The sequence below is a fragment of the Sphingomonas sp. Leaf34 genome, assembly GCF_001421805.1.
Lineage (GTDB): Bacteria > Pseudomonadota > Alphaproteobacteria > Sphingomonadales > Sphingomonadaceae > Sphingomonas.
Genome location: NZ_LMLC01000001.1, coordinates 703,893 through 719,253, shown reverse-complemented (window position 1 = coordinate 719,253; position 15,361 = coordinate 703,893). Strand labels below are relative to the sequence as shown.

Below are 15,361 nucleotides of genomic sequence, written 5' to 3'. Positions count from 1 at the left end.
CAATATCGATCCTCCCCCGCCAGGGGGAGGTGGCTGGCGCTTGCCAGTCGGAGGGGGAGGTAAGGGAAACGGCTGTTGCGTGTCCTCCCCCTCCGTCACCTGCGGTGCCACCTCTTCCTGGCGGGGGAGGATGAGCGGGGGGCTGGGCGCGCCGCGCCGGATCGGGCATGGCGTTCCCCGACGGAACGGGTGAGCGAACAGATGGACGACCAAGCGACGATGCCGCGGATTGCGGGCCCCGAGGATCATGTCGTCGTCGTCGGCGGCGGGTTCTGCGGCGCGCTGTTCGCGGTCAACCTCATGCGACACGAGGGGCCGCGCGTCACGTTGATCGAGCGCCGCGACCGGCAGCTCGCGCGCGGCGTCGCGTACAGCGCGGCACATCCCGATCACCTGCTCAACGTCCGCGCGGGGAACATGAGCGCGCTGCCCGACGACCCCGGTCACTTCGTCCGCTGGCTGGAGGCGCATGGCAAGGGCGACCGTACCACCTTCGTCCCGCGCACGACCTATGGCGCGTATCTGCGCGAACTGCTCGATGCGGCGATCGCCGAGTCGGACGGACGGCTCGTCCATGTCGAGGGCGAGGTCTGCGCGATCGATCCGGTGGCCGGTGCCCCGTTGGCAGGAGGGGGCGTCACGCTGACGATGGCAGACGGGCGGACGATCGCCGCCGACACCGCGGTGCTCGCGCTCGGCAACCTGCCGCCGCATACGCCGCCGGGTCTGAAGCCCGACGCGTTGCCGGCGGGGGTGTATTGCGCGGATCCGTGGGCGGCCGATCTCGCCGAAGGGCTTGGCGCGGACGACACCGTCGTGCTGGTCGGCACCGGGCTGACCGCGATCGATGCGGCGCTGTTGCTCGATGCGCAGGGCTTTGCGGGACGCATCCTGGCGATGTCGCGGCGTGGGCTGTCGCCGCGACGGCATGTCGATGGCGCACCCGCCCACCGCGGTGTCGCGGACAAGCCACAGGGCGGTCTGACCGACCTCGTCCGCCACGTTCGCGCAAGGGCCGCGGTCGAAGGCTGGCGGTGCGCGGTGGACGAGCTTCGGCCGGTCACGCAGATGTTGTGGGCGGCCGCGTCGCAGGAGGTGCGCGGACGGTTCCTTCGGCATCTGCGGCCCTATTGGGACGTCCATCGCCATCGCCTCGCACCGCGCGTCGCCGAGCGGGTCGAGGCGCTCGTCGGGTCCGGGCGGCTGACGGTCGCGGCGGGCAAGATCGTGTCCGCGCAAGCGGATGGCACGCACGCCGTGCTGCGCTGGCGACCACGCGGCGAGACGGTGCCCGTCGTCACCCGCGCCGCGCGGATCGTCAACTGCACCGGGCCGCAGGGCGATCTGCTGCGCTCCGGGGAGCCGCTCGTGAAGCATCTGCTCGCGGCGGGGGCGATCCGGCCGGATCCGTTGCGGCTGGGCGTCGACGTCGATGCGCAGTCGCGCGCGATCCGGGCCGACGGCACGCCCGACGATCGCATCCACTGCATCGGCCCGATGACCCGCGGCGGGCTGTGGGAGGTGGTCGCGGTCCCCGATATCCGGGTCCAGAGCTGGGATCTCGCACGCCGCCTGTCGAACGCGCAATGGGTCGGCGGCGAGGGGCTTTGACCGCGATCCGGCGTTTCCTTGCGGGCGATGCGGCGGGTGCGATCGTGCTGCTGGCCGCGGCGATCGCCGTGCTGCTCGTCGCCAGTTCGCCGCTCGCGCCGACCTATGTCGCGACGCTGCACCATGCGGTCGGCGGGATGAGCGTCTAGCACTGGATCAACGACGGCGCGATGGCGCTGTTCTTCCTGCTGATCGGGCTGGAGGTGGGGAGCGAGTTCGTCTCGGGGCATTTCTCGACCTGGGGAGAGCGCATCCTGCCCGGTACCGCGGCGCTTGCGGGCGTGGTGGTGCTGCGTGCCTCTATCTGCTCGTCAACATGCACACACCCGCCAATCGGCGCGGCTGGGCAATTCCGGCGGCGACCGACATCGCATTTGCGCTCGGCATCCTGGCCTTGCTCGGGTCGCGCTGTTCTACACCGGCCATATCGCGCTGACGATCCCGCTGCGGACGGGCGGCGGCCCGCCGCCGTTGAACCGTCTCGACCATGCGCTCCAGCCCTGGTCGAGCTTCCTGATCGCGCCGGCGTTCGGGTTCGCCAATGCAGGCCTGCGTTTGCCGGCGCGTCGCACGCGATGGATTCGGTGAAGATCGGCGTGTTCGCGGGGTCGATCCTGTCGGGTATCGCGGGGTGGATACTCCTGCGTCGCAGCGCGCGATAATTCCGACAATACTACGCGAAACATACGCGCGACGCGGGCAATCGATCTCGAATTGCTACGTCGCCAAGGCCTAATTGCCAGTCCTCGCGGTGCGCCAGTCTTTCGGCCGCCCGCGCATGGGGATAGCAATGCACAGTCTTCGTTTCGCCGCCGCCGCCGGTCTGTTGACCGGTCTCGCCACGCCCGCCTTCGCGCAGGACACCGCCCCGCCGTCGCCCGTGACCGTCAGCGGTTCGGTCACGCTCGCGACCGACTATCGGCTGCGCGGCGTGTCGCAGTCGGACAAGGACGGCGCGATCCAGGGTGGCCTGACGATCGCGCACGACAGCGGCGTCTATGTCGGCGCCTGGGGCTCCAACCTGGCGGGCTGGGGGACGTTCGGCGGCTCGAACATGGAGCTCGACCTGATCGGCGGCTACAAGCACAAGCTGGCCGACAACGCGACGCTCGACGTCGGGCTGACCTGGTACATGTATCCGGGCGGCGCGTCGAAGACCGACTATGCCGAACCCTATGTGAAGCTGAGCGGCACGACCGGCCCGGCGACGCTGACCGCGAGCGCCTTTTATGCGCCCAAGCAGCAGGCGCTCGGCAAATGGTACCGCACCGGCGCCGAGGCCGCGACCAGCATCTACACCGATGCGGGCGACACGGAGGACAATCTCTACCTGACCGGCGACGGCGCGTTCGCGATTGCCGGCACGCCGCTGACCGCCAAGGCGCATGTCGGCCATAGCTGGGGCAATGACGGTCTCGGCCCCAACGCGACCAGCGCGGCGCCGACCGGCGACTATTGGGACTGGTCGCTCGGCGCGGACGCGACGTACAAGAATCTGACGCTCAACGTCAGCTATGTCGACACCGACATCACGCGCCGCCGTGCGGCCTATCTCCAGCCGAGCTTCTCGCGCGGGCAGGACGGCGCCGGATCGATCGCCGCCGGCACGATCGTCGCCTCGCTCACCGCCGCCTTCTGAAGGATCGACCGATGCAGGATCTACTTTGGATAGCGTTCATGCTCGGACTGGTGGCGGCAACGCTCGCCTATGTCCGGCTGTGCGACCACGCGTGAGGACGCAGCCATGACCCTCGACCTCTGGCTCGCCGCGATCGTCGCGCTCGGGCTGCTTTTCTATCTCGTGGCGGTGCTGATCCGTCCCGAACGCTTTTAGGAGCGCGTCCGCATGACATTCGAAGGATGGATCCTGATCCTGGGCTTCGTCGGCATATTGCTGGCGTTGACCAAGCCCGTCGGCCTGTGGCTGTTCGCGCTGTACGAAGGGCGCCGCACGCCGCTCCACCTAGTCTTCGGTCCCGTGGAGACCGGCTTCTACAAACTCGCCGGGATCGACCCGAAACAGGAGCAGGGCTGGCGCCGCTATGCGCTGCACATGATCATGTTCAACGCGCTGCTGATGGCGCTGACCTATGCGGTGCTGCGGCTGCAGGGCGTGCTGCCGGGCAATCCGCAGGGGCTCGCCGGGCTCAGCCCGCATCTCGCGTTCAACACCGCGATCAGCTTCACGACGAACACCAACTGGCAGAGCTATGGTGGCGAATCCACCATGTCGAACTTTGCCCAGATGTTCGGCCTGACGATCCACAATTTCCTGTCGGCCGCGACCGGCATCGCGCTGGCGTTTGCGCTGTTCCGCGGGTTCGCGCGGCGATCGGCCCCAAATATAAAAGAGGCGACGATCGGCAATTTCTGGGCCGACATGACCCGCGTCACCCTCTATCTGCTGGTGCCGGTCTGCGTCGTCGTGACGCTGTTCTACATCGCCAGCGGCGTCCCGCAGACGCTGGCCGGCACAGTCGACATCACCACCCTCGAGGGTCTTAAGCAGACGCTGACGCTCGGCCCGGTGGCGAGCCAGGAGGCGATCAAGATGCTCGGCACCAATGGTGGCGGCTTCTTCAACGCGAACTCGGCGCATCCGTTCGAGAACCCGACCGCGCTCACCAACCTGGTGCAGATGCTGTCGATCTTCGTCATCGGCTTCGGGCTGACCTGGACGTTCGGCAAGGCGGTCGGCAACACCAAACAGGGCTGGGCGATCCTCTCGGCGATGCTCGTGCTGTTCCTCGCCGGCGTCACCATCACCTATGCGCAGGAAGCCGCGGGCAACCCGATCCTGCACGGCATCGGCGTCGCAGGCGGCAACATGGAGGGCAAGGAGGTCCGCTTCGGGATCGCCGCATCCGCGCTGTTCTCGGTCGTCACCACCGCGGCCTCGTGCGGCGCGGTCAACGCGATGCACGACAGCTTCACCGCGCTCGGCGGGATGATCCCGCTGCTCAACATCCAGCTTGGCGAAGTCGTGATCGGCGGCGTCGGCGCGGGCATCTACGGCTTTCTGCTGTTCGCCATCCTCGCGGTGTTCGTCGCCGGGCTGATGGTTGGCCGCACGCCCGAATATGTCGGCAAGAAGATCGAGGCGCGGGAGGTGAAACTCGCCGTGCTCGCGATCGCGATCCTGCCGCTCGTCATCCTCGGTTTCACGGCGCTCAGCGCGGTGCTGCCCGACGGGCTGGCGGGGCCGCTGAACAAGGGGCCGCACGGGTTCACCGAGATCCTGTACGCCTATACCAGCGCGGCCGGTAACAACGGGTCGGCCTTTGCCGGGCTGACCGCCAACACGCCGTTCTACAACGGCCTGCTCGGCGTCGCGATGTGGCTCGGCCGCTTCTTCATCATCGTGCCGATGCTCGCCATCGCCGGGTCGCTCGCCGCGAAGAAGTACACGCCCGAAAGCGCAGGCTCGTTCCCGACGACGGGGGCGCTGTGGATCGGCCTGCTGGTCGGGATCATCCTGATCGTCGGCGGCCTGACCTTCCTGCCGAGCCTCGCGCTCGGTCCCATCGCCGATCATCTCGCGATGATCAGCGGCAAAACCTTCTGACGGGACAAGCCAAAATGGCACGCACCCCTACCAAGTCGCTGTTCACGGCCGACTTGATCGTACCGGCGATCGGCGACGCTTTCCGGAAACTCGATCCGCGGCAGTTGATCCGCAACCCGGTGATGTTCGTCACCGCCGTCGTCGCCACGCTGCTGACGATCCTCGTCAATGTCGGCGGCGACGGCCTCTCGATCGGCTTCAAGATCCAGCTCGTCATCTGGCTGTGGCTGACGGTGCTGTTCGGCACCTTTGCCGAGGCGCTCGCCGAGGGGCGCGGCAAGGCGCAGGCCGCGTCGCTGCGCGCGACCAAGGCGGAGCTGACCGCGCGTCGCATGAAGGGCGACCAGGTCGAGTCCGTCCCCGCCAGCGCGCTGCGTGCGGGCGATATCGTCCTCGTCAGTGCCGGTGGCGCTGGGGGGGGCGACCTGATCCCGGCGGACGGCGAAGTCGTCTGGGGCGTCGCCTCGGTCAACGAGGCCGCGATCACCGGCGAGAGCGCGCCGGTGATCCGCGAGGCGGGCGGCGATCGGTCCGCGGTGACCGCGGGCACGCGCGTCATCTCCGACGAAATCCGCGTGAAGGTCACCGCCAATCCGGGCGAGGGCTTTCTCGACCGGATGATCGCGCTGGTCGAGGGCGCCGAGCGGCAGAAGACGCCGAACGAGATCGCACTCACGCTGCTGCTCGTCGGGCTGACGATCATCTTCCTGATCGCGGTCGGCACGATCCCGGGCTTTGCGAGCTATGCGGGCGGCCGCGTACCCGTCGCGATCCTCGCCGCGCTGCTGATCACGCTGATCCCGACGACGATCGCCGCGTTGCTGTCGGCGATCGGCATCGCCGGGATGGACCGGCTGGTGCGCTTCAACGTGCTGGCCAAGTCGGGGCGCGCGGTCGAGGCGGCGGGCGATATCGACGTGCTGCTGCTCGACAAGACCGGCACGATCACGATCGGCGACCGCCAGGCGAGCGAATTCCGCTCGGTCGGCGGCACGCGCGACGAGGAACTGGCCGAGGCGGCGCTGCTCGGCAGCCTTGCCGACGAAACGCCCGAGGGTCGCTCGATCGTTATCCTCGCCCGCGAAAAATTCGGGGTGACGACGACGGCTTTGCCGGACGATGCGGAAGTCATCCCCTTCACCGCGCAGACCCGCATCTCGGGCGTGAAGGTGCACGGCGCGCTGATCCAGAAGGGCGCGGTCGATTCGATCCTGAAGGCCAATCCGGGGGCAGGGGCGACCGCTGCGGCGACCGAGCTGCGCCGGATCACCGACGAGATCGCGCGCGCCGGCGGCACGCCGCTGGCGGTGGCGATGGACGGGCGGCTGCTCGGCGCGATCTTCCTGAAGGACGTCGTCAAGGCGGGCATCCGCGAACGCTTCGGCGAGCTGCGCACGATGGGTATCCGCACGGTGATGATCACCGGCGACAACCCGCTCACCGCGGCGGCGATCGCGGCGGAGGCCGGCGTCGACGACTTCCTCGCGCAGGCTACCCCAGAGGACAAGCTCGCGCTGATCCGCAAGGAACAGCAGGGCGGGCGGCTGGTCGCGATGTGCGGCGACGGCACCAACGATGCGCCCGCGCTGGCGCAGGCGGATGTCGGCGTGGCGATGAACACCGGCACGCAGGCCGCGCGCGAGGCGGGCAACATGGTCGACCTCGACAGCGATCCGACCAAGCTGATCGAGATCGTGGGGCTGGGGAAGCAGCTGCTGATGACCCGCGGCGCGCTGACGACCTTCTCGGTGGCGAACGACGTCGCGAAGTATTTCGCGATCATCCCGGCGATGTTCGTCGCGCTCTATCCGGGGCTCGGCGTGCTCAACGTGATGCGGCTGGGCTCGCCCGAAAGCGCGATCCTGTCGGCGATCATCTTCAACGCGATCATCATCCCGATGCTGGTGCCGCTCGCGCTCAGGGGCGTGGCGTACAAGCCGATGGCGGCGGGCCCGTTGCTCGCGCGCAATCTCGCGGTCTACGGCCTCGGCGGCCTGATCGCGCCGTTCGTCGGGATCAAGCTCATCGACGTTCTGGTCGGTGCGCTGGGCTTAGCGTGATGACCGAGCGCAGCGTGCGGGTTCTTCGTCCGCCGACACACCAACGGCCACTACCACCCCGGCGACGGCCGGGGCCCAAGTGGAAAGGTTGCGGTAACGAAGCGCGGCGCAGGTTGGCGACGTTGCCCAATTGGACCCCGGCCTTCGCCGGGGTGGTGGCAGGGGGGAAGTCGCAGGATGCAGCCTCCGCCGGCTTCCCCCCGAAGAATTGTTCACCCGCGAAGGCGGGTGCCCAGACTGGGTCCCCGCTTTCGCGGGGACACATGGAGACGACAGAATGACCTCCGATCTTACCTCCGCCCTTCGCCCTGCGTTCGTCATGACGATCCTGTTCGCGCTGCTGCTCGGGATCGTCTATCCCCTCGCCATGACCGGCATCGGACAGGCGATTTTCCCGACCCAGGCGAACGGCAGCCTCGTCGTCGCCGACGGCAAGGCGATCGGCTCGACCGTGGTCGGGCAGGCGTTCACCACCGATCGCTATTTCCAGACTCGCCCCTCGGCGGCGGGCAAGGGCTATGACGGGCTCGCCTCGTCGGGGTCGAACCTCGGGCCGACCAGCCAGGCGCTCGTCGACCGGACCAAGGTCGATGTCGCCAAGCGTCGCGCGGAAGGTGTGACCGGGCCGCTGCCCGCCGATCTCGCCACCGCCTCGGGTTCGGGTCTCGACCCCGATCTGTCGCCCGCCTCGGCCTATGCGCAGGTCGCGCGCGTCGCCCGTGTCCGTGGCGTGACTGCCGACAAGGTCCGCGCGTTGGTAGCCGCCAATGTCGATGGCGCGCTGTTCGGTATCCTCGGCGAACCGCGCGTCAATGTCCTGGCCCTCAACCGCGCGCTGGACGCAACCGGGCCGCACGCAACGGGCGCACGTTGAACGACGACACACGACCATCGCCCGAGGCCCTTCTGCGACAGGCGTCGCAGGAGGGTCGCGGCCGTCTGAAGATCTTCCTCGGCGCCGCGCCCGGCGTCGGCAAGACCTTCGAGATGCTCTCCGAAGGCGCCGAACGCCGTCGCGCGGGCGTCGACATCGTCATCGGCGTGGTCGAGACGCATGGCCGGGTCGAAACCGCGGCACTCACCCGCGGGCACGAGATCGTGCCGCGCAAGCCGATCCCCTATGAGGGGCGGACGCTCGACGAGATGGATCTCGACGCGATCCTCGAGCGTGCGCCGACGCTCGTCCTGGTCGACGAACTCGCGCATACCAACGCGCCCGGCAGCCGCCACCCCAAACGCTATCAGGATGTCGAGGAGCTGCTGGCCGCGGGCATCGACGTCTATTCGACGATCAACATCCAGCATATCGAGAGCCTCAACGACGTCGTCGCGTCGTTCACGCGGGTGCGCGTCCGCGAGACCGTTCCCGACAGCATCGTCGAGGCGGCCGAGATCGAGGTCGTCGACATCCCGCCCGACGAGCTGATCGAGCGACTGAAGGCGGGCAAGGTCTATCTGCCGCAGGAGGCGACTCGCGCGCTCGCGCACTTCTTCTCGAAGTCGAACCTGTCCGCGCTGCGCGAACTCGCGCTGCGGCGTGCGGCGCAGGCGGTCGATGCGCAGATGCTCGAACATGTCCGCGCGCTCGGCGTCGGCGGCACCTGGGCGGGCGGCGAGCGGATCGTCGTCGCGATCAGCGAATTGCCCGGCGCGCTCGGCCTGGTCCGCGCGACGAAGCGGATCGCCGATGCGATGCACGCGCCCTGGACCGCGGTGTATATCGAGACCCCGCGCGCGCAGGGCTTTGGCGAGGCCGAGCATCGCCAGCTCGCCGGCGTCTTCAACCTGGCGACGCAGCTCGGCGGCGACGTCGCCACCGTCCCCGCGGCCTCGGTGGTCGACGGCCTCAAGACCTTCACGACCGAGGCGCGAGCGACGCAGCTGGTAGTCGGCAAGTCGACCCGCTCGCGGTGGTTCGAGCTGCGCCACGGCTCGGTCGTCGACCAGATGGTGCGCGAGACGCCGGGGATCGCGGTGCATGTCCTGCCGATGGAGGAGGGGGGCACCACGCGCGGCCGGCGGAGACATGTCGGCGGCTGGGGCGGCAAGGCGGGTTACGCCTGGACGACGGCGATGGTGGCGGGCGTCACCGGCGTGGCCAGCGCGTTGTTCCACATCCTCAACCTCGGCAACGTCGCGCTGTTGTACCTGCTGCCGGTGATGGCGGCGGCCAGCCTGTTCGGCCTGCGCACCGGGTTGTTCGCGGGGATCGCCTCGTCGGTCGCCTACAACTTCTTCTTCCTGCCGCCGACTGGCACGCTGACGATCAGCAACCCGGAAAACGTGATCTCGATCCTGGTGCTGCTCGGCATCGCGTTCGTGACGAGCCAGCTGACTTCGCGGGTCCGCGCGCAGGCCGATATCGCCGCTGCCAGCGCACGCACCAACGCCGCGCTCGCCGGGTTCCTGCGCCAGATGACGTCGCTGAACGAGCCGGTCGCGCTCGCCCGCGCGATCTGCGAGGAGATTGGGCGGCTGTTCGACGTGCGCGCGGTGATCCTCGTCGCCGAAGACCCCGGCCTTGCGGTGCAGGCGGCGAACGGCGCGGACTATCGGCTCGAGACGATGGAGATGGCCGCCGCGCAATGGGCGTATGACAATGGCGCGCCGGCGGGGCGCGGGTCGGGGACGCTGGCGGCATCCGAATGGTTCTTCCAACCGCTCCGATCGGGCGAGCGGACGCTGGCGGTGCTCGGCCTCGCGCGCGACGTCGGCGGCGATCCGGTGCGCTCGGACCAGCTGCCGCTGCTGATGAGCCTGGTCGATCAGGCGTCGCTGGTGCTCGAACGCGCGCGGCTGGAGGTCGAGATGCGCGACGTTGATGCGGTGCGCGAACGCGATCGGTTGCGGCAGGCGTTGCTGTCGTCGGTCAGCCACGACCTGCGCACGCCGCTGACCTCGGTGATGGCGGCAACCGCAGAACTCCACCGCGGCGTCACCCCCGAACTGATCGCCACGATTGAGAGCGAGGCGGCGCGGCTCAACCGGTTCGTCGGCAATCTGCTCGACATGGCGCGCGTCGAGGCGGGTGCGCTCCGGTTGCGGCTCGAGCCGACCGACCTGACCGATGCGGTCGCCGGCGCGGTCCACGATACCAGGCGCGTGCTCGAGGGGCATGCGATCGACCTCGACGTCGCGCCGAACCTGCCGCTGGTCCGCATCGATCCGCAACTGCTCCACCACTGCCTGCTCAACCTGCTCGACAATGCCGGCCGCTATGCCGACCCCGGCACGCCGGTCGTGGTGCGCGCCGAGCACCGCTTCGGGATGCTCCGGTTGTCGGTGATCGACCAGGGGCCCGGGTTGCCGCCGGGCCGCGAGAAGGAGGTGTTCGAGACGTTCCGCCGCCTCGAAGGCTCCGACCGCGCGATCGGCGGGACCGGGCTGGGGCTTGCGATCGTCAAGGCGTTCGCCGAAGCGATGGGGATGGGCGTCGAGGCCGGCAACCGCGAAGACCGCACCGGCGCGCGCTTCTCGCTGTGCTTTCCCAAGGCCCTGCTCGTCCGCGAGACCGATGGAGCGAATGTGTGAGCGGACAGACCATTTTGATCGTCGATGACGAGCTGCATATCCGGCGGCTGCTGCGCAACACGCTGGAGCGGGCGGGCTATGGCGTCGAGGAGGCGGTCGACGCGCGCGAGGCGTTGCGGGTCGCAGGCAGCCGGCCGTTGACTGCGGTACTGCTCGATCTCGGGCTGCCCGATCGCGACGGCCTGGAGCTGGTGCCGCTGTTGAAGAAGCTCGGCGATCCGATCGTCCTGGTCGTGTCGGCGCGCGAGGCGACCGACCAGAAGGTCGCCGCGCTCGATCTCGGCGCCGAGGATTACGTCACCAAGCCGTTCGATACCGAGGAGCTGCTCGCACGGCTGCGCGTGGCGTTGCGCGGGCGCGGCGAGGCGACGGCGCGCCCGACGATCCTGCGCGCGCACGGCGTCGAGATCGATTTCGAGCACCGGCTCGTGCGGCGCGGTGACGAGGAGGCGCATCTCACCCGCAAGGAGTTCGACGTGCTGTCGGCACTCGCGGCGCATCCCGGCCGGGTCGTGACTCATCAGAGGATCCTGGAGGCGGCGTGGCCGACGGACCATGACCGGCGGATCGAATATCTCCGCATCGTCGTGCGCAATCTGCGGCAGAAGCTGGAAGGCGCAGGCGGTGTCGGCAGCGTGATCGCGAACGAACTCGGCGTCGGCTACCGGCTGCTCGTCGACGCCTGAGCGCGTTGGTAGCTTTTTAGCCAGTTCCGTTCGTCATCCCCGCGCAGGCGGGGATCCATACTGGCTGAACGCGCGATCAACTCTCATCCCGTTGAGCATCTGGATCCCCGCCTCCGCGGGGATGACGGGCGTTGGCACAGTGATCGCCGTACGTCGGCGCACGCGCACTATGCGAAGACTATGGTGCCCCCGCGATATCGATCTCGAACGCATATGCGCGTGGCGATAGCTGGGATGTCGCATGACCGACGCTTGCCGCCTCCGTACCGATCTCAGCCTGCGCGCGGCCGGCGTCCTGTCGCTCGCGATCGCCGTCACCGCGCTCCACGCGCTCGTTCGTCTGCATCCGGCAACCGGCGTGCTGGCGTTCCTGCTCGCGATGATCGGGTTTCTCTGCGCGAGTGCCGGCGCGATGCTGGTGATCGTCGGCGGGCATATCCACGACCGGGTCGCGATCAGCGCGCGCTGGCGCCGCGCCGAGCGATAGGGCGCGCCCGGGGCGGGACCTGTCGACGCGCGCGCGCGATGGCCTTATGCTACCGCGTTGCAGCATAATGACGACAAGGGAGCGTTCCGCATGATCGGTCGACGCGAAGTGATGACCGCGCTGGGTCTGTTGGGTGTCCTCCCGCAGGCCGCCGCGGCGATGCGAACGGCGCCCGGCAAGGCGACGCCGTTCTCGTGGGAGGCGCTCCAGCAACGCGCCGCGACGCTCGCGACCAGGCCATACAGCGCGCCCGCCAAGGTCGCCGCGGCCGCCGCGATCGATTACGACAAGGTCGGGAGCATCCGCTTCCGCGCCGACAAGACGCTGGCCGGCGGCATCCGCCTGTTCCCGCTCGGCCGCTACGCCCCCACCCCCGTCGCGATCAACGTCGTCGAGGGCGGGCAGGCGCGCCGCATCGACTTCGCGCGCGATCTGTTCGAGGCGGAGGAAGGCCATGCCGCCGCGCTGGGCATCGCCGGCTTCCGCGCGATGGCGCCGGGCGGGACGAGCGACTGGATGGCGTTCCAGGGCGCATCTTATTTCCGCACCGCCGGCGCGCAGGACCAGTACGGCCTGTCCGCGCGCGGGCTTGCGATCAACACGGGGCTTCCCGGTCGCGAGGAATTCCCGGACTTCACCGAATTCTGGATCGAGCGCACCGGCGCCGATGCCTATACGATCTACGCGCTGATGGACGGCGCGAGCGTCACCGGCGCGTACCGGTTCGAATCGCGCCACGTCGCGGGGGCCGGCGTCGAGCAGCGCGTGTCCAGCGTCCTCAACGTCCGCCGCGACATCGAACGGCTCGGCATCGCGCCGGCCACCAGCATGTTCTGGTACGGCGAGGGCAATCGCGCCGCCGCGGTCGACTGGCGTCCCGAGATCCACGATTCGGACGGTCTCGCGCTGCTCACCGGCGCGGGCGAGCGCATCTGGCGGCCGCTCAACAATCCGCCGCACGAGACGCTCGACAGCTTCGCCGACCAGGCACCCAAGGGCTTCGGCCTGATCCAGCGCGATCGGAACTTCGATCATTACCAGGATGACGGCGCGTTCTACGATCGCCGGCCTAATCTCTGGGTCCAGCCGCAGGGCGACTGGGGCCAGGGCGCGGTGATGCTCTACGCGTTCCCGACCAACAGCGAGACGGTCGACAATATCGTCTCGTTCTGGACGCCGGCGGCGCCTGCCAAGGCCGGCCAGCGGCTGCAGTTCGACTATACTTTGTCGTGGCGATCGACCGATCCGACCGCGGTCGCGAGTGCGGCGCATGTCGTCGATTGCTGGCAGGGCATCGCGGGCCGACCGGGCGCTGAGCCGGTGAAGGGCGCAAGGAAGCTCGTGGTCGATTTCCTCGGCGACGGGCTTGCCGGCCTCGATCGGCAGAGCGGAGTCACGCCCAAGATCGACGTCGTCCGCGGCAAGGTGCTCGCAAGCGCCGCCTATCCGGTGGTCGGCCAGAAGAATCGCTGGCGGATCACGGCGGACATCGCCCCCGATGCGCAGGGCCCTGCCGACGTCCGGCTGTTCCTCACGCGCGGCGGCCGCGCGCTCAGCGAAACCGTCCTGACGCCGATCTTCTGATGCAGTCGACCTCGGCCATGATGCCCGGCGAATCGCCGATCGAGATGCTCCCGCAGCGGTTCGACGGTCCGCCGCCGCCTTGGACCGCGCCCGAACCGGGGGCGGGGATGGTCGTGTCGTCGGACGACATGCTCGCGCGCCGGATCATCCTCGTGCTGATGACCGGGCTGCTGGCGACCGCGGCGTCGTCCGCGGTGCAGGAATCGCTGCTCGCCGACGGGCTCAGCCTGTGGGACGCGGCGCTGCTGGCACTGTTCTTCCCGCTGTTCGCGTGGATCGCGTTCGGCTTTATGAACGCCGCGATCGGCTTCGTGCTGTTGATGACGGGCGGGCATCCTGGGTTCGTGCCGACGCCGCGCCAGTCCGAACCGCTCGAGGGCCGCACCGCGATCCTGATGCCGGTCCATAACGAGGATATCGCTGCGGTGTTCGAACGCATCGCCTGGATGGCGCGCGCGATCGCCGCGGGCGGTGTCGCGGATCGGTTCGATATCTTCATCCTGAGCGACTCGGGCGAAGCGGCGGAAGCGTCCGAGATCGCCGCGTGGCAGGCGCTCGCCCCGACGATCGACTGCGCGCTCTATTACCGGCGCCGCACGGTGAACGTCGGGCGCAAACCCGGCAACGTCGCGGAGTGGATCCGGCGGTTCGGCGGCGGCTATCGCTATATGCTGATGCTCGACGCCGACAGCCTGATGGGCGGCAACACGATCATCGGCATGGCGCAGGTGCTCGAACGCCGGCCTGCGGTGGCGCTGCTCCAGACCGTGCCCGCGGTGATCAACGGCGTGACGTTCTTCCAGCGCTGGATGCAGTTTGCGAGTCGCCTTTACGGTCCGATCTCGACCGCGGGGCTCGTCTGGTGGTCGGGGTCGGAGGCTACCTTCTGGGGGCATAACGCGCTGATCCGGATCGAGGCGTTCGCAAGCAGCTGCGGGCTGCCCGACCTGCCGGGGCGCGCGCCCTTCGGCGGCGTCATCATGAGCCACGACATGGTAGAGGCGGCGCTGCTCCGCCGGCGCGGCTGGCGTGTTCACATGCTGATGACCGAGGAGACGTTCGAGGAATATCCGCCGACGCTGATCGATGCGGCGGTGCGCGACCGGCGTTGGGCGCAGGGCAATATCCAGCATCTCAGCCTGCTGACGTCGTCGGGGTTCCACTGGGTCAGCCGGCTGCAACTGCTGATGGGCGCGTCGGCGTTCATCACCTCGCCGGTGTGGCTGCTGATGATCGCGACGAGCGTGGTGCAGGCGCTGATCGGCGAGCGCAACATCGTCGAGGCGCAGACCTCGCTCCAGGTGTTGGCGGTGACGCTGCTGCTGCTGTTCGGGCCCAAGCTGCTGAGCGTGATCTGGGCGGTCTCGAACGCCGAGCGGCGCGCGGGGTTCGGCGGACGGCGCGGGATCGTCAGGTCGGTGCTGATCGACGTGCCGTTCTCGATGCTGTCCGCGCCGGTGATCGCGCTGACGCAGACGATCGATCTGGTCGGGATCCTGATGGGGCGCAAGTCCGGCTGGGCGCCGCAGAATCGCGATGCGCATGAGCTGTCGCTTAGCGACGTGATGCCGCGCTATCGCTGGCATGTCGGGGTGGGCGTCGCGCTGTTGGCGGTGACGCCGTTCGCACCGGTTACCGCGGCCTGGCTCGCGCCGGTGACGCTCGGACTGTTGCTCAGCCCGTTCCTGACGATGCTGACCGCGAGCGAGAAGGCGGGGCGGTGGGCGAGCGCGCACGGAATGTTCGTCGAGCCCGGCGAGCATGTCTCGGTGCTGTCGCGGCCGTCTCTGCCCGCGCGTAGCGGCTGAGGATCCTCCCCTGGCAGGGGAGGTGGCAG

The 15,361-nt window shown here is 68.9% G+C and carries 13 protein-coding genes and 1 pseudogene; all 14 read left to right on the top strand.

What is annotated here, in order from left to right:
* Window positions 1-201 precede the first annotated feature (201 nt).
* Window positions 202-1,611, top strand: coding sequence for an FAD/NAD(P)-binding protein (locus tag ASF00_RS03300; protein ID WP_082463189.1), 1,410 nt, complete (start codon window positions 202-204; stop codon window positions 1,609-1,611).
* Window positions 1,608-1,760: a hypothetical protein gene (locus ASF00_RS18220; RefSeq protein ID WP_156348146.1), complete on the top strand. Its 153-nt coding sequence runs from the start codon at window positions 1,608-1,610 to the stop codon at window positions 1,758-1,760. Before ASF00_RS03300 ends, ASF00_RS18220 begins: the two co-directional genes overlap by 4 nt.
* 21 nt (window positions 1,761-1,781) lie before the next feature.
* A pseudogene (locus ASF00_RS19270) lies at window positions 1,782-2,047 on the top strand (Na+/H+ antiporter NhaA).
* Window positions 2,048-2,082: 35 nt separating this feature from the next.
* On the top strand, window positions 2,083-2,199 hold the full coding sequence (locus ASF00_RS19265) for a Na+/H+ antiporter NhaA (protein WP_443024376.1): 117 nt from the start codon (window positions 2,083-2,085) through the stop codon (window positions 2,197-2,199).
* Window positions 2,200-2,401: 202 nt separating this feature from the next.
* Window positions 2,402-3,250: a TorF family putative porin gene (locus ASF00_RS03295; protein WP_055874032.1), complete on the top strand. Its 849-nt coding sequence runs from the start codon at window positions 2,402-2,404 to the stop codon at window positions 3,248-3,250.
* Between the two features lie 105 nt (window positions 3,251-3,355).
* On the top strand, window positions 3,356-3,445 hold the full coding sequence (gene kdpF, locus ASF00_RS03290; RefSeq protein ID WP_055875324.1) for a K(+)-transporting ATPase subunit F: 90 nt from the start codon (window positions 3,356-3,358) through the stop codon (window positions 3,443-3,445).
* 12 nt (window positions 3,446-3,457) lie between these two features.
* The gene (gene kdpA / locus ASF00_RS03285) at window positions 3,458-5,176 is read left to right on the top strand and encodes a potassium-transporting ATPase subunit KdpA (RefSeq protein WP_055874029.1); all 1,719 of its coding nucleotides are present in this window, start codon (window positions 3,458-3,460) and stop codon (window positions 5,174-5,176) included.
* Between the two features lie 14 nt (window positions 5,177-5,190).
* Window positions 5,191-7,236, top strand: coding sequence for a potassium-transporting ATPase subunit KdpB (gene kdpB, locus ASF00_RS03280; RefSeq protein ID WP_055874026.1), 2,046 nt, complete (start codon window positions 5,191-5,193; stop codon window positions 7,234-7,236).
* Between the two features lie 277 nt (window positions 7,237-7,513).
* Window positions 7,514-8,110 (top strand): potassium-transporting ATPase subunit KdpC, encoded by a 597-nt coding sequence (gene kdpC / locus ASF00_RS03275; protein WP_055874023.1) that lies wholly within the window; start codon window positions 7,514-7,516, stop codon window positions 8,108-8,110.
* Window positions 8,107-10,767, top strand: coding sequence for a sensor histidine kinase (locus ASF00_RS03270; RefSeq protein WP_055874020.1), 2,661 nt, complete (start codon window positions 8,107-8,109; stop codon window positions 10,765-10,767). Before kdpC ends, ASF00_RS03270 begins: the two co-directional genes overlap by 4 nt.
* Complete coding sequence (locus tag ASF00_RS03265; protein ID WP_055874019.1) at window positions 10,764-11,453, top strand: response regulator transcription factor; 690 nt, start codon at window positions 10,764-10,766, stop codon at window positions 11,451-11,453. The genes ASF00_RS03270 and ASF00_RS03265 overlap by 4 nt, the downstream gene beginning before the upstream one ends.
* Before the next feature lie 241 nt (window positions 11,454-11,694).
* The gene (locus ASF00_RS03260; RefSeq protein ID WP_055874015.1) at window positions 11,695-11,940 is read left to right on the top strand and encodes a hypothetical protein; all 246 of its coding nucleotides are present in this window, start codon (window positions 11,695-11,697) and stop codon (window positions 11,938-11,940) included.
* A gap of 90 nt (window positions 11,941-12,030) precedes the next feature.
* Entirely contained in the window at window positions 12,031-13,524 is a 1,494-nt protein-coding gene (locus ASF00_RS03255; RefSeq protein ID WP_055875319.1) for a glucan biosynthesis protein, read from the top strand.
* Entirely contained in the window at window positions 13,524-15,332 is a 1,809-nt protein-coding gene (gene mdoH, locus ASF00_RS03250) for a glucans biosynthesis glucosyltransferase MdoH (RefSeq protein ID WP_082463187.1), read from the top strand. Before ASF00_RS03255 ends, mdoH begins: the two co-directional genes overlap by 1 nt.
* Window positions 15,333-15,361: the final 29 nt, after the last annotated feature.